Below are 18,654 nucleotides of genomic sequence, written 5' to 3' on the forward strand. Positions count from 1 at the left end.
CCCCCGCTCGTGCGTCTTGAACTCGCCAGGCATCCCTGTACACTGGCGCTCTCCATGCGCCCGATTCTCGCCGTCGTCGCCGCGTGTGCCCTGACCTGGATGTCGGGCTGCACCAAGATCGCAGCGCGCGATCTGATCCGTGAGGGCAACACCCTCTACCATAGTGGCAAGTACGCCGACGCCATCGGCAAGTACGACGAGGCGGCGAAGCTCGAGCCCGACGGCGTCACGCTGTTCTGGAACCGGGCCTGCGCCGCGGAGAGCATCGTCCTCAAGATGCGCGACCCGACCCTCACCTCGGACCGCAAGCTCTACACCGACATGGCCCTGTCGGACTTCAAGACCTGGCTCGATCGCCTCGAGAACCAGACCGAGGCCGATCGCACCGCATACCTCGATCACCGCCTCGCCCTCCTCGACGCCGACGAGCGCTGCGACGACCTCCTCAGCTACTGGCTCGAGAAGCACAACGCCGAGCCCAAGGAGGAGGGCTGGTACAGCGTGATCGCTCGCCAGTACGACAAGTGCGGGCGCACCAAGGACGCCGACCAGTGGTTCGCCAAGCGCACTGTCGACTTCCCGCAGTCTGTCCGCGGCTTCCTCAGCCTGGCGATCCGCAAGCTCGAGCAGCTCTACCCGGAGGTCGAGAGCGGCCTACAGTACAACGCGAACTACAGCGAGGACGAGCGCATCGCTATTGCGAACGAGGCCATCGCGCTGCTCGACAAGGCGACCCAGATCGACCCCAAGTTCCGCGAGGCCTACACGTACCGCTCGATCGCGTTCACGCAGCGCCAGCTCGCGCGCCGCTACGGCGACGACCCGTTGCAGAACACCGCCCAGGAGAACCTCAACCGCCTGTTCGCGCGCGAGGACACGATGGCGGCCTGGCGCCAGCAGAAGGCGATCTGCGACATCGACCAGCAGCCCGAGTGTCCGCTCGACAAGCCGCCCGAGGGCCCGTGTTGCATGCTCCCCCCGCGCCCGCTCAGCGCCGAGGAGGAGGCCGCGGACGTGGAGCAGAAAAAGCTCATCGAGGCGGAGATCGCCGCCCTCACTGCTGGCGTTCCAGAGCCCGACAAGGGCAAGCGCAAGGGCAAGAAAGGCGGCAAGTAGGCGATGTTCGACCATTACCTCCACTACCAAAAGAGTGATCCGCGGCGGCAGAAGCGGATCGCGATCGCGTCGATCATCTCGGGCTCGATGACCTTCGCCGGCATCCTCTTCGTGTGGGCCGCGAACAAGATGAACATCGTCAAGGTCGATCCGCCGACGGTCAGCTTCATCATGGTCCAGATGTCCATGGAGGACGCACCGCCACCGCCGCCGCCACCGCCACCGCCAGCCGCCGCGGAAGAGGTGGAACCAGAGAAGGAGGACATCCCGGACGAGGATGTCCCCGAGGAAGAGATCGTCCAGCCCAAGGACACGCCGGACAAGGTCCCCGACGCCAAGAAGGCCGGCGGCGCCAAGGGCCCCGCGATCCCGGGCGGCGTGCCAGGCGGTGTGCCAGGTGGCGTGCCAGGCGGCGTGCTCGGCGGTGTGCTCGGCGGCCAACTCGGCGGTCAACTCGGCGGCGTTGCGACCAAGCGTGAGCCGACCCAGGCCGCGGCCCCGAAGCCCTTCAATGTCGTCGTCGGCAACGCCATCTACAAGCCCGACCCCGACAAGAACGCCCTCTCCGCGACCAAGGCGTCGATGTTCGACAAGCGCCCCGGCACCAACGAGACTTCGTTCTGCGTCGACGTCGATGGCAAGACGGTCGACGTGAAGACCAAGAAGAAGTTCCCCAACGACCCCAAGGTCGACGAGATCTGCCGCGACACCATCAAGAAGTGGCGCTTCAAGCCGTTCATCGTCGGCGGCAAGCCGGTCAAGACCTGCAGCGTCGCCGAGTTCAACCTCAAGTTCACCTGACGTATCCCCGGCCATACCCCTGCTGGGGTGACCCCGGACAAACCCCTGCCGGGGTGACCCGGACCCCCCGGCCCGACCCGACCGACCCGAAAGAAGACAGCCAGTCATGGAGCTCATGGAATTTTCGACACTGCTCGCCAACACGGGCACGGACTTCTCTCTCGCCGGCATGTGGGAGCAGATGGGCATCATCGCCAAATTCGTGATGGTGCTGCTGATGCTGATGTTCCTGCTCAGCTTGGCCCTGATGATCGAGCGCTCGCGGGCCTATTCGCGGGCCAAGCGGCAGTCGATCTCGTACATCATGCTGCTGCGCAACTTCCTGCAGGAGCGCAAGCTGCAGGAGGCCGTCACGGCGGCTGGACAGCACGGTGACAGCCCGCTGGCCAAGGTCGTCGGCGCCGGCATGAGCGAATACCTCAAGGGCATGGAGGCGCTGCAGGAGGAGGGCCCCGAGGATGTCGGTGACTTCGACCTCGTCGATGCGGTCAATCGCCAGCTCGAGCGTGCCAAGGAGCGCGAGACGGCCAACCTCAAGCGCGGTCTCACCGTGCTGGCCACGGTCGGCTCCACCTCGGTGTTCGTCGGCCTCTTCGGTACGGTCGTCGGCATCATCACCGCCTTCCAGGGCCTCTCGAGCGACGGCGGCGGCGGCCTCTCTTCGGTGGCCGGCGGCATCTCGGAGGCGCTGGTCGCCACCGCGGTCGGCCTCATGGTAGCGATCCCGTCGGTGGTCGCCTTCAACCTGTTCAACGGCCGTGTCGAGGGTTTCCAGATCGACATGAACGACGTCGCCTCCGAGCTGATCGACTTCGTGTTGAAGGAGGGGCGCTACTAAGATGGCAGGCGCCACCCACCGTCGCGGGAGCAGCAGCACCAAGCACGGCAAGCACCGCCATATCGCCTACAAGAGCGATCACACGGTCAAGCCGGCGCCGACCAACAGCGAGATCAACGTGACCCCGCTGGTCGACGTGTGCCTGGTGCTCCTCATCATCTTTATGGTCGTCACCCCGATGTTGGGCCGTGGCATCGACGTGCAGCTCCCACTGCTCGTGTCCGCCTCTCAGCACAAGGAGGGCGATCAGGTGTTCATCTCGGTGAACGACGACGGCGCCTGGGTCGAGACCGACGTGTACACCGAGAAGGACCTGTTCATGTCCCGCCTCGAGGAAGACCTCAAGATCGCCGCGGGCAAGGCGCTGGCCAACGACGACAAGGGCCCGCTGCTCTTCCTCAAGGGCGACAAGGGGACTGACTGGGGCAAGGTCAAGACGGTCATGGAGTGGATCACTTCCAGCAACGCCCAGATGCAGGACATCGCGTTGGTCGTCGACCTCCCCGAGAACACCTGAGCGTCGCCCCTGGCGCGCTGACCCCTCGGCGATCGGACCCGGCTCGACGCCCGGGCGCTCTTCCACCACGGGCGATCGCCCGAAATCCCCGTCAGGACCTCGCTGCGAGGCTGATCGCGGATCTTCCCCAACGCTCCCCTGCGCTGGCACATGGCTGCCCGCGCCTTCTGTTTTTCCTATACCTTCGCGCGGATCTGCCGTAGGCTTCAGTACGCAAAGGAACGTCCCCCATGGGCATGTCAACCGGAGGCTCCAAAGGTGGAGCCCAGAGCGAGATCAATGTCACCCCTCTCGTCGACATTTGCCTCGTGTTGCTCATCATCTTCATGGTGATGCTGCCGAAGAATGTCCCCGAGATTTCGGTGCGGGTGCCACCCGAGAGCAAGCAGCGGCAGAAGCCGCAGCAGGCCAACGAGAACTTGGTCCTGGGTCTCACCAAGGATGGCGCCATCACGCTCAACCGCACGCCGGTCGATCGCGCCAACTTGGGCGACACGCTGGAGACCCAGCTCAAGTTTCGCGACAAGAAGGTCATCTTCGTCAACTTCGACGACGACGCCAACTACGGCGTGGCCGTTGAAGTGCTCGACCTCGCCAAGCGCTCGGGTGCTGAGGTTCTCGGCATCATGAAGAACAAAGACAAGCCGACCCCGAATTCACTGCGTCCAGGCGCCGCCTGAGCGCGGCCTCGCAGGTCTCGTCCCCGAATTTTTTGTCGCCATCCGTCGTCACCAGGACCCATCGCCATGCGCACGTACACCACCCTCGATCTCGGAACGCAGCGCCCGACCTCTCGCTGGCGCCTCGCGGGCTTGCTCGGTCTGTTCGGCTCTCTCGGTATCGCCGCGGGCGCCATGTCGGGCTGCGTCAACGACCCCGACTGCGGCGTCTGTGACCCCGACAACCTGATCCTTGAGAGCATCGCGGGGGTCAACTACGCGGGCAAGATCGTCAAGTTGCTCGGGCCGGAGTGCGTTGGAGACAGCTGTCCCGGGGAGATCACCGAAGGTCAGTACTTCGTCGAGAAGGTCATCCCCTGCATCGAGACCGACGAGGCGATCAACGCCCCCCGCGGGGTCGACGAGTGGTGTCGTGTCTCGCCCCTCATCGTCGATTCCGGGCTGCAGTTCATCTTCAATAACCTCCTCGACCCGCAGTCGGTCGAGCTCGTGCGCAAGCAGGCGGTCAACCCGCAGTTGATCGAGGTCTTTGATTGGAAGACCCACATCGTTCACCTCGAGGGTCCGATCACTCGCTTCAACGGCGACTACCGCCCCGGTCAGACGCAGACCAAGCCTGACACGGTCACCCGCGCCACCAACCTCGCGTGCATTGAGAACCTCGCCAAGCAGGGCATTCCCTACGACCACACGGTCGTGGAAAAGGACCCGACTATCTGCGACGGCACCTACAAGGCCGAGGATGGCAAGGTCTGGCCGCTCAAGACTGAGTTCCAGCGAAAGAACAGCAAGGGCAAGCTCGAGCCCGCCAGGATCGACACCTACCGCGGCGAGACCGACACCCGCCGCCAGTCGCAGTCGTGCACGCCGCCGCAGAGCGGAGCCGACACCTGCTGCGACACTTGCGACTACGAGGTTGCGGTCAATGTCTCCAAGTATGGTGTGGTTGCGCCGCTCGACGAGATGACGCCCGCCGGTGCCGACCAGCGGCGTACGCTGAGCAATGCAATCAAGTGCACGCCGATGGGCGACAAGTACAGCCAGTGCAAGGATTTCATCCCGCACGTGTACCGTGGCCAGGAGCAGCGCAGCTTCTCGTACAACTGGGATGGCGACCCCGCGGGCACCTACGAGACCTTCCACGTCCCGCTGCAGGACAAGCTGCGCGAGACCCATCCGGACCAGCGCTGGTCCGGTCACGAGCAGCGCACGGTGCCTTGCAACGATGACGCCGACTGCACGAGCGACACCAAGGCTTTCCTGGTTGGGATGGAGTGCGTGGGCGAGCTCGGCAAGAACGGCCCCGCCTGCAATACCGGCGATGAGTGCATCAACAAACGCTGCGTCGCGGAATGGTTCGGGGACTGCCGCGCCGACGCGAAGACCACCGGCGAGCAGGGCTACTGCGTCGACAAGCGCTGGAACGGCGAGGGCAGCGCGGGCTGCTTCACCAACGACGCGGCGTACTATGTATGCGCGTCGCCCGAGACCTGTCCCGACGAGGACTTCGGCAACAAGGGCCGCACACAGGGCAAGGGCTCGCGCTTCTCGCTGGCCGACTCGAACTTCGACGGCACCGTGGAGGCCATCGAGGGCTGTCGCACCAGCCTGGGCGGCGTAGACAAGGAGGCGTGCGATCCGCTCTACCAGTCAGGCATCACGCCGATCCCGCTCTATGACCGGAAGGAGACATTGCCGACCACCACCCGCAACTGCGTCTGCGAGGATGAGCCGGCGGAAGGTTGCGACGAGCTCGTCGACAAGCTTTGCCGCGTCGACGGTGACCCGAGCAAGGATATCATCAAGGAGAAGAAGGGGCAGTTCGCGGTCAAGTTCGTCACTCGCCTCGGCGGTGTGGTCTACGATCCGGCGATCAAGGGTGTACAGTTCCTGCCCGCCGATCTCGGCAACATGCCGCGCAGCCTGGTCGAGGCCTGCTCTGCGGCTCGCGCTGGCGGAGCCAAGGGCTTCAGCATCAAGGACGGCTGGCGCGCTAACGACTCCGGCGCGGAGAACTACGAGGACTTCGATCGTGCCATGTGCTCGAGCTCCGAGTACAGGGTCGTGTTCAACACCGACGCCGACAAGGGTCCAGTCGAGTACATCCGCGACAAGGTCGGCAACACCCTGCGTGGCAAGTCCACCTACGTCTTGCACACGCCGGACTTCCACGTCATCCCGGGCAGTGGCTTCCCGACGGACAATCTCCGGATCGGCGCCTGCGACGACTTCGAGATCCGTTTCTCGAACAAGTACGATCTCAGCGCCGCCAACCTCCAGAAGCTGCAGATCGTCGAGATCACGCCCGAGGGTGAGGAGATCGGCGTGGTCGCCGGCGGACTCAACTGCACGACCGATGCCGACGCGAAGATCCCATGCCTCACCACGAACGTGCGCGACCAGGAGATCGGGGCCATTCGCCTGTCGATCGATACGGCGTTGTATGGCGCGGTCCTGGTCGCCCAGCACCGCTACCGGGTGAAGGTCCCGGGCATCGAGCTCGCCAAGGGCGAGACGGTGCAATCGGTCATCGCCCAGGGTGGTGCCCGCTACCGTGAGGCGTTCTGGGATGCTTGCGGCATGCCGCTCACGAATTCGATGCCGACCCTCGACAGCGCTGGCAAGCCGGACGACGGCGGCAAGCGGCGTGATGCCGACTACTTCTACGACTTCAACATCGACGAGCCGAAGCCGAAGGAAGACAAGGAGAACGACAACGTCCAGTTCTCCTGCGACAACGCTCCGGACAACTACAATCCCGACCAGGCCGACATGGATGGGGATGGCTTCGGCGACGTGGTCGACAAGTGCCCGACGATCGCCACCGACAACAACAAGGCCGACACCGACAAGGACGGCATCCGCAACGCGTGCGACCTCTGTACCCGCCAGCTCACGGCCTACAACGAGCATGCTGGCGACGTGGTGCCGCCGGTACCGGTGTACATGATGGTCCGCAACATCCCGTTCCAGGCCGACTACGACCAGGACGGTATCGGCGATGTCTGCGACAATTGCATCGTCAAGGCCAACTGCGGCGACTTCGGGCCGAAGGCGGACGGTTTGACCCCCGCGGTGATCAGCAGCACCGTGCCCTTCGACAACGACAGCGAGTGCCAGGTCGACAATGACGACATGCCCTTCATCGGCGACGCCTGCATCGACCAGGGCATGCCGGTGCAGCTGGCCGACGCCGCCGGGCCGGTCGGTCACGCCGCCGACGATGACTTCGATCAGGACGGCCTGACCAACCTGAGCGACAAGTGCCCGCGCCTGCGCGTCGAGCTCACGGCGTGCCAGGGCGTCGACGACTGCCCTGAGTTTGCCGAATGCACGGCGGGCTTCTGCAACCACCCAGACAGCGATAACGACGGTGTTGGTGACCTCTGCGACACCTGCCCCGCCAAGGCGAACCCGAAGCAGGTCCAGGACGGCGGCATGCAGGCCGACGACCCCGACTCCGACTTCGTCGGCAACGTCTGCGAGACCAACCCCGGTTGCTACGATCGCGACGACGCCCGCCGCATCGCGTTCTACACCAAGTCGGCCAACGGTCAGTGCTGCGTGCAGACCTTCAGCGAGAAGCTCGGCTTGACCGACCCCGGCTACGTCGAAATTGACGAGACCACGGCCGAGTGCAAGGTCATCGACCCGGTCGTTCCGCTGACGGCGGACTGCGCCGAGGATCAGGAGAACGTCACTTGCCGTCGCCTGCCGAAGTCTGTGATCGACCGTCCGGGTGTTGTGAACCTGCCGGTGGGGTGCACCGAGGTTGGTGAGCCGCTCACCCTCGAGAGCCCGACGATCAAGGGCGACGAGGATCTGCTCTACAGCTTCATGTGCCTCATGCCGCAGCTCGACTCCGACTTTGACGGGATCGGCGACGCCTGCGACCTCTGCGAGTTCTCGTTCGACCCCGACAACAGCTTCTACAAGGACGACAACAACAAAGTCTGGCCGAACTACGGCAACTTCTGCCGCGGCAAGTATGACCCCGAGAAGGGCATCCAGACTTGCGAGGATGTGCCGGATACCGATACCGAGGGCACTGGCGGGACTGGTGGTACCACCGGTTAGCGTCTGGGTAGGCTCTGGCCTTCGGGAACGAGCAACGGCGGCCCCTGCGGGGTCGCCGTTTTGATTGGTTGGCGGCGCGTGGCGGTGGATACCGCCACGTGGTTGCGTCAGGGGAGCTGGCCGGAATCCGCGATGACCACGGGCTGCTTGGTGCTGCCTTCGCGTGAGCCCACGGCCTCCATCTTCTTGACGACGTCGAGGCCCTCGACGACCTTGCCGAAAACGACGTGCTTGCCGTCGAGCCAGGGGGTCACCACGGTGGTGATGAAGAACTGGGACCCGTTGGTGTTCGGGCCGGCGTTGGCCATGGAGAGCAGTCCCGGCGTCGTGTGGCGCAGCTGGAAGTTCTCGTCCTTGAACTTCTCGCCGTAGATCGACTCGCCGCCGGTCCCGTTGCCGCGGGTGAAGTCTCCACCCTGGCACATGAACTGCGTGATGATGCGGTGGAAGCTGGAGCCCTTGTAGTGCAGGGGCTTCCCGGAGATGCCATTGCCCTTCTCGCCGGTGCACAGGGCCCGGAAGTTCTCGGCGGTCTTCGGGGTGACGTCGGCGAAGAGCTCGAACACGATGCGGCCCGCCGAGTGGCCGCCGATGTTGATGTCGAAGTAGACGCGGGGATTGGACATGGGGGGCCTTTTAGCACATTGGCGCTGGCGCCGGCCGGCCCCTGTCGGGGGCCTGGACGGTCCCTGTCTGCTATCGTCGCCGGGCCGTGCTTCGCCCCGCCTGGACCCCCGTATGCATCACCCTCCTGGCTCTCGGCTGCGCTTGCGGCATCTTCGCGCCGATCGACCCCCCGGAGGGCGCCAGCTCGAGCACGGGCGCGAGTGAGGGGGGCCCCGATCTACCCCCGCCCGATCCCTCGGACCTGGCGATCGCCACCTTCAACGTTCGCCGGTTCTTCGACCCGGTGTGCGACAGCGGCCAGTGCAGCAGCGGCGACTACGAGGAGGCGCCGACGCAGAAGCAATTCGAGTACAAGGCGGACACCATCGCGGAGGCGATCGCCGGCTTCCAGGCGGACGTGGTGATCCTTGAGGAGGTCGAGACCCAGACCTGCCTCGACGCGCTGGTCGAGCGCCTCGGGGCCGACACCTTCCCGACGGCGATTCTCGGCGAGACGGGCTTCGCGGCCTCGGTCGATGTGGCGGTGTTGTCCCGCTTCAAGACCGTCGAGGTTCGCCGCCACGCGGACGTCCCGCTGCAGCGCCCGAGCGGCGGCCAGACCTGGTTCTCGCGCGAGTTCCTCGAGGTCCACCTCGACGCCGAGGGCCATCAGCTGATCGTGTTCGCGGCGCACTTCAAGGCCAAGGTCGACGACGATCCGGAGCGCCGCCTCGCCGAGGCGACGCGTGCGCGGGAGATCGTCGATGCGGTCGCTGCTGCGAACCCGGACGCGCTCATCGTCATGGGCGGCGACCTCAACGACACGCCTGACTCGCCGCCCTTGATGGCCCTGCTGGCCGACGGAGGCATGCAGCGCGTCGCCGCCGAGCTCGTCCCCGACGACTGGACCTACTCGTACCAGGGCGTTCACCAGGCGATCGACCACCTGCTGCTCGCGGCCGCGGCGACCGGCGGCCAGCACATCAAGGGCAGCACCCACGTGTTCCGCGGTGAGGGCAGCGACGGCTACGGCGGCTCCGATCACGATGCCCTGCGCGCGAGCTTTCGCGCCGAATGAGCCGAGCGGGCGAGCTTTCGCGCCGAACGAGCCGAGCCCGGGTCCCGGGCTCGAGATGAGACGCCTGCGCGAGCTGTCGCGGCGAAGCGTCGAAGTCGGCGGCTCAGGCCGAGCCCGGGTCCCTCGGGGTGAGGGCGGCGGCGGCGGAGGGCTTCACGTGGCCGTGCGCGACGAACCACTCCACCGCGCGGCGCAGGGTCTCGTCGAGCGGTCGGACGTGAAAGCCGAGCTCATCGCGGGCCTTGCGGTTGTCATAGAAGAGGCGCTGGCTGGCGTAGGCGACCGCGCCGGGGGTGATCATCGGCTCGCGTCGTGAGACTCGCGCGGCCCAGCCCTCGAGCAGGTGACCGAAGGCGGCGGCGAGGCTGGCGGGAACACGCAGCATGCCGTGACGCATGCCGACCACCTTGCGTAGTTCGGCGATCATCTCGAAGATCGTGAGGTTGTGGCCGGTGAGCAGGTACGCCTCGCCGCGGCGGCCGCGGGCCTCGGCGAGCAGGTGGCCGCGCGCGACGTCCTCGACGTCGACGAGGTTGAGGCCGCCTTCGAAGCTGACCCGGATCTTGCCGCTCAGCGTGTCGACCAGGGTCTTGCCGGTCGGGGTGGGTCCGATGTCACCCGGCCCGAGCGGCATGCCCGGACACACGAGCACGACGTCGAGGACGGACGCGAAGGCCGCGGCGACCTGGTGCGCGAGGTACTTCGAGCGCACGTAGTCGAAGGCGTGGCCCCACAGGTTGTAGGTGGTGTCCTCGCCGGCCGGTTGCCCCGACGGGTCGATGCCGATCGCCGCGATCGAGCTGGTGTGGACCACCCGTCGCACGCCGAGCGCCGCCGCGGTGGCCAGCACGTTGGCGGTGCCGGTCACGTTGACGTCGTAGATGAGCCTCGGGTCGGGCACCCAGGTCCGGTAGACCGCCGCGAGGTGATACACGAGGTCGCAGCCGGCCATGTGACGGGCGAGGGCAGGGCGGTCGAGGATGTCGCCCTCCACGCGTTCGATGCCCGCGCCGGCGTCCGGGTCCGCGGCTGCGAGCTCGTCGAGGTTGCGCGTGTCCTCGCCGGGCCGGATGAGCGCGCGGACGCGGCGGCCCTCGGCACGCAGCAGGCGGACCACGTGATGACCGATGAAGCCGGCGGCGCCGGTGACGAAGACCGTTTCGGACATGCCGCGCGAGTCTAGCCCCGCGTGCTCGCCAGCGGCTGCGTAGCCCCTGAAAGCCCGCGGGTCGTCGCCCGCGTCGCCCTGGGCTGCCCGCCGTTGGCGGTGGAGGCCATGAGCCCCCGCCGCTGCTGCCAGCCCCCTGTGCGTGGCTTGTCGTCCCTGACCAGGCGAGCGAAATTGGGGTTGACATACTTTTCGCGCGATTGTACGCAGGGTGTGCTCGGTCACGAGTCACCTCCACACTCACCCACAACATCACGCAAATCCGCACAAACCACAGGACCCTCTCAGGGATCCCGGGGATGGCGGAACTGACACTGTCACATTCGGTTCCTGGACGTCCGAATGTGCTGGTGGAGGACGGCGACGTGCGCCTGCCTGGACCTGGGCGGCCTCAATGTCCTCGCGTTCACCCTGCGTCTCACGCGGGTGTGGGCATTGCTTTGCCATCGTCCGGACGACTGGGAGCTGATCATGAAGAACGCTGGATCGATCCGTCACGACCTCTTGCTTGTGCCCCTCGTTGCCGCCGGGTTCGCGCTGACCGGCTGCTACGATGGCGTCACCATCACTCAATTCTCGGACGCACGTCGCCCGATCGAGCTCGGCAACGAGGAGATGTTCGGCGGGCTCGCGCCGCCGGCCCCGCCGTTCGACCCTGACCCCAGCGAGGACTTCACCGACCCCGAGGACGACCCGAACGCGATCTACGGCGGTGCGACGGTGCCGGCCTGCGGCTGGCCCTCGACGGTGGAGCTCGGCGGTGCGTGCAGCGGCACTCTGGTGCACCCGCAGGTCGTGATCTACGCCTCGCACTGCGGTGCCAGCTACAGCAAGATCTACTTCGGCGAGAACTATCAGGCGCCAGCCAAGACGGTGACCCCGAGCTTCTGCAAGATCATCCCTGGCGGCAACCCGGGCAGCGGTAACGACTTCGCAGTGTGCAAGCTGTCGCAGCCGGTGACGAACGTGCCGATCACGCCGATCTTGATGGGTTGCGAGACGGACATCCTGAAGGCGGGCCAGGCGGTCACGCTGGTCGGCTTCGGCAACGCGGACAACGGGCCCTACGGGATCAAGCGCCACGTCACCACCACGATCAATGGGATCGACGGGAACAACGAGGTCTCGATCGGCGGCAACGGCAAGGACACCTGCCAGGGCGACTCCGGCGGTCCGGCCTTTGTGCAGCTCGCCGACGGGACCTGGCGTGTGTTCGGCATCACCTCCTACGGCGGTGCATGCGGCACCGGCGGGATGTACTCGATGATGCACAAGGGCATGTCCTGGTTCGAGTCCACGGTCGGCCTCGACATCACGCCCTGCCACGACGCGGACGGCAAGTGGAACCCGACGGCTGCTTGCGGCAACTTCCAAAAGGCGCCCGCCAACAGCGGCGGCACCTGGGCCGCTGGCTGCAACGTCGGCAGCAAGGGGGGCATGAGCTCGACCTGCGGAGCAGCCTACGGCGGCAACCCGCAGCCCGACCCGCAGCCGCAGCCGCAGCCGCAGCCGCAGCCGCAGCCGCAGCCGCCTTGCGCCAACTGCACCAAGTACAGCGGCAGCCTGAGCGGGGCCGGCGACGCCGACCAGCACCCGGACAATAACTACTACCAGTCGACCAAGTCCGGGGCGCACGAGGGCTATGTCGTCGACGCGCCGGTCGGCAGCGACTTCGATCTGTACCTCTACAAGTGGCTCAATAACAAGTGGACCATGGTCGCCAAGGCCGAGACGGAGACCTCGAACGAGACCATCAAGTACAACGGCACGGCCGGCTTCTACACGTGGGTGGTCGAGTCGTACAGCGGGAGCGGCAGCTACAACTTCTACGCGAAGAAGCCGTGAACCCCGGCGCCGGCTCAGGCCGCGGAGGTCTGGGCCGGCGCGAGCGAGGGTACGACGGTGCCCTCGACGAACTCGAGGATCTCGCGGGCGATCTCCAGCGGGTACTCGGCTGGCAGCGCGTGCGTGGCGTCGGGGTAGACCTTCCACTGCACGCGAGGGATCGCGAAGGCGAGGGCTCTCATCGTCGTGATCGGCACGAAGCTGTCACGCGCACCGGCGACGATGAGGGTGGGCACGGCGATCGTCGGCAGGACGTCGGCGGCGCTGTGGCGGTGGGCCTCGTCGAGCAGGGTGACGAACAACTCCGGGTTCATCGCCGCGATGCCGCGCATGTAGAGCTCGAGGTCGGCGGCCTCGATGCGGTCGGCGTTGACCTGGCCGGAGCGCAGGCTGATCTCGCGGGACAGCTGCGAGGGCAGCAGCCGGCGCCACACCCGGGTCGTGAGGTCGTGGGCGATGCGGGTGACCGCGACCGCGAGCGGCAGCAGGCGGCCGAAAGCCTGAGTGCCCTGGAAGCTGGTGAGGACACGGCCGCTGGGGCCGGCCAGAGAGAGCAGGCCGGCGACGAGCGGCCGGTGACGGCGGTACACCTCGAGCGCGACGGGGAAGCCCATCGAGAAGCCGACGAGGACCACCGATCGCAGGCCGAGGTGCTCGCAGGCGGCGGCCGCGTCGTCCGCGAGCACCGGGATGTTGAGCTGCCACGGGCGCGGTGGGTCTGGTGACTTGCCGTGGCCGCGGTAGTGCATGAGCACGATGCGGTGGCGCTCGCTGAGCGTGGGCAGGCTGCGCTCGAAGGCCCAGCCCGCGCAGCCGATGCCGTCGAGGATGAGGATCGCGGGGCCGGGCGCGTCGCGGGGGCCGTGGCAAAACAGGCGCAGGGACGCGCCGTCGTCGCGGCGAAGGCGGACGACCGTGCCCTCATCGCGGCTCGGCGCGGCGACGCTGTTCATCCGCTCCGCCCCGATGCCCGCGCCCGCTTCGAATGCTGCGCCTCCAGCCGTCTCGCTGGCTGTGGCACGGGCCGCCCTGGCCGTTTCGCTGGACGCTGCGATTGCTGACTGACTGCTGGTCTCAAGAACGGCCTTGCGAGCAGCCGCGCCAGTTGGGTCATTCGTTGCGGCCGCGCTCGTCGTCGGCGCCGTCGTCTGCCAGGTCGTTGACGCTGGGGTACTTCATGATGTCCTTGCGGGCGATCTTCCACGCCTTCTGGACGATCCACGATAACGAGCGGTCCTGACGCGCAGCCTCCTCCTGGATCTCCTTGAGCATCTGTTCCGGGAAGTAGAGAGACTGTTTGCGCTTGTCCGAGCTGGCCATTCTGGTCTGGTCTCCGCTAGTGATAATCGCGGTTTTTAGGGTAGGCTGCGCCGCGATTGGCTGTCAACCGTGACCGTGACGCCGTTGTCCCCGGCGAGGAGCCTGCGGACACAAGCCCGGGCGAGAGCCTGGACGTGGCCTCTGCGGCGGCGGGCGCGGAGGCGCGCGGTCTGGCGGGGGGCGTCACGTGGTCGGGCGAGGAGTCCGATGGTCGCGCGGTGCGAGCTCAGGCACGTCGTGAACAGCGGCGCAGCACCATCCTCGCGGCCGCTGTGGCGGTGTTCAAGGACAAGGGCTACCACGCGGCGTCGGTGCACGACATCATCGACGCGGCTCAGATCGCGCGGGGCACCTTCTACCTGTACTTCACCAGCAAACGCGAGATATTCGCGGAGTTGGCGGCGACCTTTCTCGAGCTGATCCGTGGCAGCGTACAAAAGATCTCCCTCGATCCAGCTGCCGGCGAGCCGCTCGCGCAGATGCGGGCCAACTTCCGCCGGGTCATGAACACCGTCCTCGAGCACGGGGACCTGGCGACGATCATGCTGCGTGGCGACGCCGGGGACAGCGAGGTTCGGGCCCAACTCGACCTCTTCTACGCCCAGGTGATCGCGTTGATCGGCCAGGCCGTGCGCGTCGGCCACGCCCTCGGCTTCGCCCGTGACTGCGACGTGCACGTGATCGCCGTGGCGGCCCTGGCCGGCCTCAAGCGAGGTGCTCGGGCGGATGCTGGCGGCGCGGGGTGAGGGGGATCCCCCCATGGGGCCGGACGGGGTCGGCGCGGAACCGGCGGGGCCGGACGGGGAGGGCGCAGGTGCGCCTTCGCCGTGGCGCATGCCACCAGAACGCCTCGCGGACGAGCTCCTGACCTTCTTTGTGCGCGGCGTGTTTACCGAGGCGGTCCGCTGAGCTAGAAGTGTCGCCCTCGAAGGTCGGCCCCCCGGCGGGCTGTGATAACTTCGAGGGCCGAGCACGATACGGGAGCGGCATCCATGGCGTTGAAGGAAGCTCAGATGAAGAAATTTCGCGCGATCCTCGAGGACCGGCGCAAGGCGTTGATCCACCAGGCGAAGAAGACTCTGGAGAGCGACATGGTCCTGTCGCCGGACGACCGCTTCGATGAGGTCGATCAGGCGTCCAGCGAGTACATGCAGGCGTTTAGCTTCCGCCTCCGCGGGCGCGAGAAGTTCCTGATGGACAAGATCCAGCTGGCGCTGCGAAAGATCGACGAGGGCACCTACGGCACCTGCGAGGAGTGCGAGGAGATGATCGCACTCAAGCGCCTGCAGGCCCGCCCCGAGGCGCCCCTGTGCATCCAGTGCAAGGAGGCCCAGGAGAAGGAAGAGGCGGTGTATGCCGAGGAGTGAGCTGGCCGCGTAGGCCCGTCCACGCAGCCACGTAGGGCCATGCACCCGCTCCTCTTCACCGTGCCTGGCACGGAATTCGTGGTCTCTTCGTACGGCTTCTGCATGGGCCTGGCGCTGGTCGCTGCCTGGGTGCTCGCGCTGCTGCTGGCCCGCTCGGATCGCCTGCCGAGTGATCGTCTGGGCAGCGTGTTCGTGGTCGCGGCGATGCTGGGCCTGCTGTGCGCGCGGGCGGTGTGGTTGCAGCAGCAAGGGCAGGCGCTCAGCTGGGAGGCGCTGCGTGGTTTGCCGGCCGGCGGCATGACCGTGTTCGGGGGCGCCTTCGCGGCGCTGCTCGTGTCCGTGATCGGCTGCCGTCGGATCGGGGTGCCGCTGCTGGCCTGGCTCGACTGCGTCGCGCCGGCCTTCGCGCTCGGGGCGATCGCCGAGCGGGTCGGGGCGCTGCTCGCTGGCGGCGACTTCGGGCGCTACGTCGGGGCCGAGGACCTCGGTCACGCGCTGGCGATCACGTACCCGCCGGGCTCGCCGGCGTTCATCCTCCACGCGGTCACCCTGCAGGGCCTGCCTGGCGTCAGCGAGCTCGCGTCGGCGCCGGTGCATCCGGTCCAGGCCTACGAGGCCGCGCTGGCGCTGCTCACCTTGGTGGTCGCGCTGTGGGTGCGACGCCGGCGGCGGCACAGCGGGCAGGTGTTCTTCGCGGCGATGGCGGTGTTCGTGGCCGGGCGGGCGCTGCTCGATCCGCTGCGTCACGACGCCTCGCCGGAGCTGCTGGGGCCGCTGCGCCTGGCCCAGATCTCGGGGCTCGGCCTGTTGCTGGTCCTGTGGATCGCTAGCCAGGTGCAGGCGGCTCGGGCCGCGTCCACGCCGGGCGGTCTGCGCGGCTGGGAGGGCGGATCGTGGTCGAAGTAGCGGCGACGCCGGTGGTCGTGATCCACGGGGCGCTGCGCTCGCAGGCGGGGCTGTGGCCGATCGTGTGGTACTTGCGCCGCCAGGGCTTCGCGGCCCGGGCCTTCGGCTATGCGACGCGGCGGCACACCCTCGCACAACACGGCGAGCGGCTCGAGGAGTTCCTCGCGGGCTGGCTCAAGGGACAGGTGCCGACGCTCGGGATCTTGACCCACAGCATGGGTGGGCTGGTCGCGCGGGCCTACCTCGCGCGGGCCGGGGCGGCCGCGCAGTCGCAGCGCCAGCGGGTAGTGATGCTGGCGCCGCCGAATCAGGGCGCCGCGCTGGCCGCGAGCATGCGGGGCTTTCGTCCGTTTCACTGGCTGTACGGGGCCGCGGCCGAGGAGCTGCAGCCGGAGCGGGCGGCCACTCTCGGGTCGCCGCCGGGCAGCGCCGAGCTGCTGATCCTCGCCGGTGGCAAGCACGACAGCGAGGTCGGCTACACGCGGCGGATCGCCGGCAACAACGACGGGCTGGTCGGCGTCGCCGAGACGGCGCTGCCGGGCGTCCCGCCGGTGTTCGTCGGCGGGCTGCACAGCACGATGCAGTGGCGACCCGCGGTGCTGCGCCGGGCGGCGAGCTTCCTCGCGGGTTGATGCTGGGTCCGTCGGGTCCGGGTGGCTCGTCGGGTCCGGGTGGCTCGTCGGGTCCGGGTGGCTCGTCGGGTCCGTCGGGTCCGTCTTGTCGCTCTGGCCCGTCGATCCAAGCTGTCCCGAGAGACAGCAAGGCGAAAGGCCCGCAGCTCTCGAGCGGCGGGCCTTTCGGTGGTGCTGAGGGGCGGGATTGAACCGCCGACCTAGGGGTTATGAATCCCTCGCTCTAACCATCTGAGCTACCCCAGCGGAGGGAGACGGTGGGTATCTCATCCGGGGCGAGCAAGTCAACAGGGCAGGGGGCTGTGGCGCCTGCGGACCGCGTTGCGAGCGACGTGACCTTTGGTGCGTGATGCCGGCGCAGGGGGGCCCTGGGTCGCGTCTGCGGGTGGCTGTGAGTCATCGCAGGTGCCCTCGCGGTGCGCACGCGAGGCCCCGCGTGATAGGTGATCAAAAGCGCCTTGGGCGGCCGTCTCGCTCGCCCTGGCCCCAGGAAAGGACCCGTAGACCATGGCCCGCGAAGTCGTCATCGCCAGCGCCGCTCGTACCCCGATCGGCGCGTTTCAGGGCAGCCTCGCCGCGCTCACCGCCCCGCAGCTCGGCAGCGCCGCGATCATCGCGGCCCTGGCCCGCGCCGGGATCGAGGGCAAGGACGTGCACGAGGTGCTGATGGGCTGCGTGCTGCCGGCGGGGCAGGGCCAGGCGCCGGCGCGACAGGCCAGCCGCGGGGCGGGCATCCCCGACAGCGTCGGCTGCGTGACGATCAACAAGGTCTGCGGCTCGGGCCTCAAGGCGGTGATGCTCGCGGCCCAGGCGATCCGCGCCGGCGACGCGGAGATCGTGGTCGCGGGCGGCATGGAGAGCATGAGCAACGTGCCGTACCTGCTGCCGCAGGCCCGCGGGGGCTACCGCCTCGGCAACGGCACGCTGGTCGACGGGCTGGTCCACGATGGCCTGTGGGACCCGTATAACAACTTCCACATGGGCAGCGCCGGGGAGCTGTGTGCGCGCGAGTGCCAGATCCCGCGCGACCGCCAGGACGCGTACTCGGCCGAGAGCTACCGTCGGGCCCAGGCGGCGGTGAAGGAGGGCAAGTTCCGCGACGAGATCGTGGCGGTGCAGGTGCCCGCGCGCAAGGGCCCGCCGACGGCCGTCAGCGAGGACGAGCAGCCGTTCAAGGGCGACCCCGACAAGCTCGCGGCGCTGCGTCCGGCCTTCGACAAGAACGGCACGATCACGGCCGGCAACGCGTCGACGCTCAACGACGGCGCGTCGGCGCTGGTGGTGATGTCGCGCGACGAGGCCGAGCGCCGCGGCATCACGCCGCTGGCCACGATCAAGGGCTACAGCGGTCACGCGCAGGAGCCCGAGTGGTTCACCACGGCGCCCGCCGGGGCGATCGCCAGCCTGCTGCAGAAGACCGGGCTGCGCCAGGAGGACGTCGATCTGTGGGAGCTCAACGAGGCCTTCGCCGTGGTCGCGCTGGTCAACCAGGACAAGCTGGGCATCCCGCACGAGCGCCTGAACGTGCGCGGCGGGGCGATCGCGCTGGGCCACCCGATCGGCTGCTCCGGCGCGCGCGTGCTGACGACCTTGCTGTACACGATGAAGCAGGACGGCAAGCGCCGCGGCGTCGCGTCGCTGTGCATCGGCGGCGGCGAGGCGGTCGCGCTGATGGTCGAGCGTTGAGCCGGACTTGCCACGAG

Annotated in this window: 17 protein-coding genes and 1 tRNA gene; 13 read left to right on the plus strand and 5 right to left on the minus strand. The window is 67.6% G+C overall.

Features of this window, described 5'->3' with window-relative positions; all coding sequences use genetic code 11:
* The first annotated feature begins 54 nt into the window (after window positions 1-54).
* The 6 genes from IPJ59_RS00720 to IPJ59_RS00745 all read left to right on the plus strand — a co-directional run bounded on the left by IPJ59_RS00720 (window position 55) and on the right by IPJ59_RS00745 (window position 8,029).
* Window positions 55-1,116 (plus strand): tetratricopeptide repeat protein, encoded by a 1,062-nt coding sequence (locus tag IPJ59_RS00720; RefSeq protein WP_293256333.1) that lies wholly within the window; start codon window positions 55-57, stop codon window positions 1,114-1,116.
* A 3-nt stretch (window positions 1,117-1,119) separates the two neighbouring features.
* The gene (locus tag IPJ59_RS00725) at window positions 1,120-1,917 is read left to right on the plus strand and encodes an energy transducer TonB (RefSeq protein ID WP_293256330.1); all 798 of its coding nucleotides are present in this window, start codon (window positions 1,120-1,122) and stop codon (window positions 1,915-1,917) included.
* A gap of 115 nt (window positions 1,918-2,032) precedes the next feature.
* Window positions 2,033-2,755: a MotA/TolQ/ExbB proton channel family protein gene (locus tag IPJ59_RS00730; protein ID WP_293256328.1), complete on the plus strand. Its 723-nt coding sequence runs from the start codon at window positions 2,033-2,035 to the stop codon at window positions 2,753-2,755.
* Between the two features lies 1 nt (window position 2,756).
* Window positions 2,757-3,272 (plus strand): ExbD/TolR family protein, encoded by a 516-nt coding sequence (locus IPJ59_RS00735; RefSeq protein ID WP_293256326.1) that lies wholly within the window; start codon window positions 2,757-2,759, stop codon window positions 3,270-3,272.
* A gap of 230 nt (window positions 3,273-3,502) precedes the next feature.
* On the plus strand, window positions 3,503-3,952 hold the full coding sequence (locus tag IPJ59_RS00740) for an ExbD/TolR family protein (protein WP_293269307.1): 450 nt from the start codon (window positions 3,503-3,505) through the stop codon (window positions 3,950-3,952).
* Window positions 3,953-4,018: 66 nt separating this feature from the next.
* Window positions 4,019-8,029 carry a thrombospondin type 3 repeat-containing protein gene (locus IPJ59_RS00745; protein WP_293269309.1) on the plus strand — a complete coding sequence of 1,337 codons (4,011 nt, stop codon included), beginning with the start codon at window positions 4,019-4,021 and terminating at the stop codon, window positions 8,027-8,029.
* A gap of 107 nt (window positions 8,030-8,136) precedes the next feature.
* On the opposite strand, the gene IPJ59_RS00750 is transcribed toward IPJ59_RS00745, so the two are convergent.
* Window positions 8,137-8,655 (minus strand): peptidylprolyl isomerase, encoded by a 519-nt coding sequence (locus tag IPJ59_RS00750; protein WP_293256318.1) that lies wholly within the window; start codon window positions 8,653-8,655, stop codon window positions 8,137-8,139.
* Window positions 8,656-8,741: 86 nt separating this feature from the next.
* Between IPJ59_RS00750 and IPJ59_RS00755 the strand changes: the two genes are divergently transcribed.
* On the plus strand, window positions 8,742-9,713 hold the full coding sequence (locus tag IPJ59_RS00755) for an endonuclease/exonuclease/phosphatase family protein (RefSeq protein ID WP_293256315.1): 972 nt from the start codon (window positions 8,742-8,744) through the stop codon (window positions 9,711-9,713).
* A gap of 103 nt (window positions 9,714-9,816) precedes the next feature.
* On the opposite strand, the gene IPJ59_RS00760 is transcribed toward IPJ59_RS00755, so the two are convergent.
* Window positions 9,817-10,881 carry an SDR family oxidoreductase gene (locus IPJ59_RS00760; RefSeq protein WP_293269311.1) on the minus strand — a complete coding sequence of 355 codons (1,065 nt, stop codon included), beginning with the start codon at window positions 10,879-10,881 and terminating at the stop codon, window positions 9,817-9,819.
* Window positions 10,882-11,223: 342 nt separating this feature from the next.
* On the opposite strand from IPJ59_RS00760, the gene IPJ59_RS00765 reads away from it, so the two are divergent.
* A complete protein-coding gene (locus tag IPJ59_RS00765; RefSeq protein WP_293269313.1) occupies window positions 11,224-12,726 on the plus strand; it encodes a S1 family peptidase in 1,503 nt (500 codons plus the stop codon).
* Between the two features lie 14 nt (window positions 12,727-12,740).
* Here IPJ59_RS00765 and IPJ59_RS00770 read toward each other — a convergent pair whose 3' ends face one another.
* Complete coding sequence (locus tag IPJ59_RS00770) at window positions 12,741-13,679, minus strand: alpha/beta fold hydrolase (protein ID WP_293256306.1); 939 nt, start codon at window positions 13,677-13,679, stop codon at window positions 12,741-12,743.
* A 157-nt stretch (window positions 13,680-13,836) separates the two neighbouring features.
* Window positions 13,837-14,046: a TIGR04563 family protein gene (locus IPJ59_RS00775; RefSeq protein WP_293256303.1), complete on the minus strand. Its 210-nt coding sequence runs from the start codon at window positions 14,044-14,046 to the stop codon at window positions 13,837-13,839.
* 218 nt (window positions 14,047-14,264) lie between these two features.
* On the opposite strand from IPJ59_RS00775, the gene IPJ59_RS00780 reads away from it, so the two are divergent.
* The 4 genes from IPJ59_RS00780 to IPJ59_RS00795 all read left to right on the plus strand — a co-directional run bounded on the left by IPJ59_RS00780 (window position 14,265) and on the right by IPJ59_RS00795 (window position 16,951).
* Window positions 14,265-14,792 carry a TetR/AcrR family transcriptional regulator gene (locus IPJ59_RS00780; RefSeq protein ID WP_293269315.1) on the plus strand — a complete coding sequence of 176 codons (528 nt, stop codon included), beginning with the start codon at window positions 14,265-14,267 and terminating at the stop codon, window positions 14,790-14,792.
* A gap of 252 nt (window positions 14,793-15,044) precedes the next feature.
* Window positions 15,045-15,413: a TraR/DksA family transcriptional regulator gene (locus tag IPJ59_RS00785; RefSeq protein WP_366524534.1), complete on the plus strand. Its 369-nt coding sequence runs from the start codon at window positions 15,045-15,047 to the stop codon at window positions 15,411-15,413.
* Window positions 15,414-15,452: 39 nt separating this feature from the next.
* The gene (locus tag IPJ59_RS00790; protein ID WP_293256295.1) at window positions 15,453-16,319 is read left to right on the plus strand and encodes a prolipoprotein diacylglyceryl transferase family protein; all 867 of its coding nucleotides are present in this window, start codon (window positions 15,453-15,455) and stop codon (window positions 16,317-16,319) included.
* Complete coding sequence (locus tag IPJ59_RS00795) at window positions 16,307-16,951, plus strand: hypothetical protein (protein ID WP_293256292.1); 645 nt, start codon at window positions 16,307-16,309, stop codon at window positions 16,949-16,951. Before IPJ59_RS00790 ends, IPJ59_RS00795 begins: the two co-directional genes overlap by 13 nt.
* 169 nt (window positions 16,952-17,120) lie before the next feature.
* On the opposite strand, the gene IPJ59_RS00800 is transcribed toward IPJ59_RS00795, so the two are convergent.
* Window positions 17,121-17,197, minus strand: a tRNA-Met gene (locus IPJ59_RS00800).
* Between the two features lie 261 nt (window positions 17,198-17,458).
* On the opposite strand from IPJ59_RS00800, the gene IPJ59_RS00805 reads away from it, so the two are divergent.
* Window positions 17,459-18,637 (plus strand): thiolase family protein, encoded by a 1,179-nt coding sequence (locus tag IPJ59_RS00805; RefSeq protein ID WP_293269319.1) that lies wholly within the window; start codon window positions 17,459-17,461, stop codon window positions 18,635-18,637.
* Window positions 18,638-18,654 lie beyond the last annotated feature (17 nt).

Source organism: Nannocystis sp., from assembly GCF_016714285.1.
Taxonomy (GTDB): domain Bacteria; phylum Myxococcota_A; class Polyangia; order Nannocystales; family Nannocystaceae; genus Nannocystis.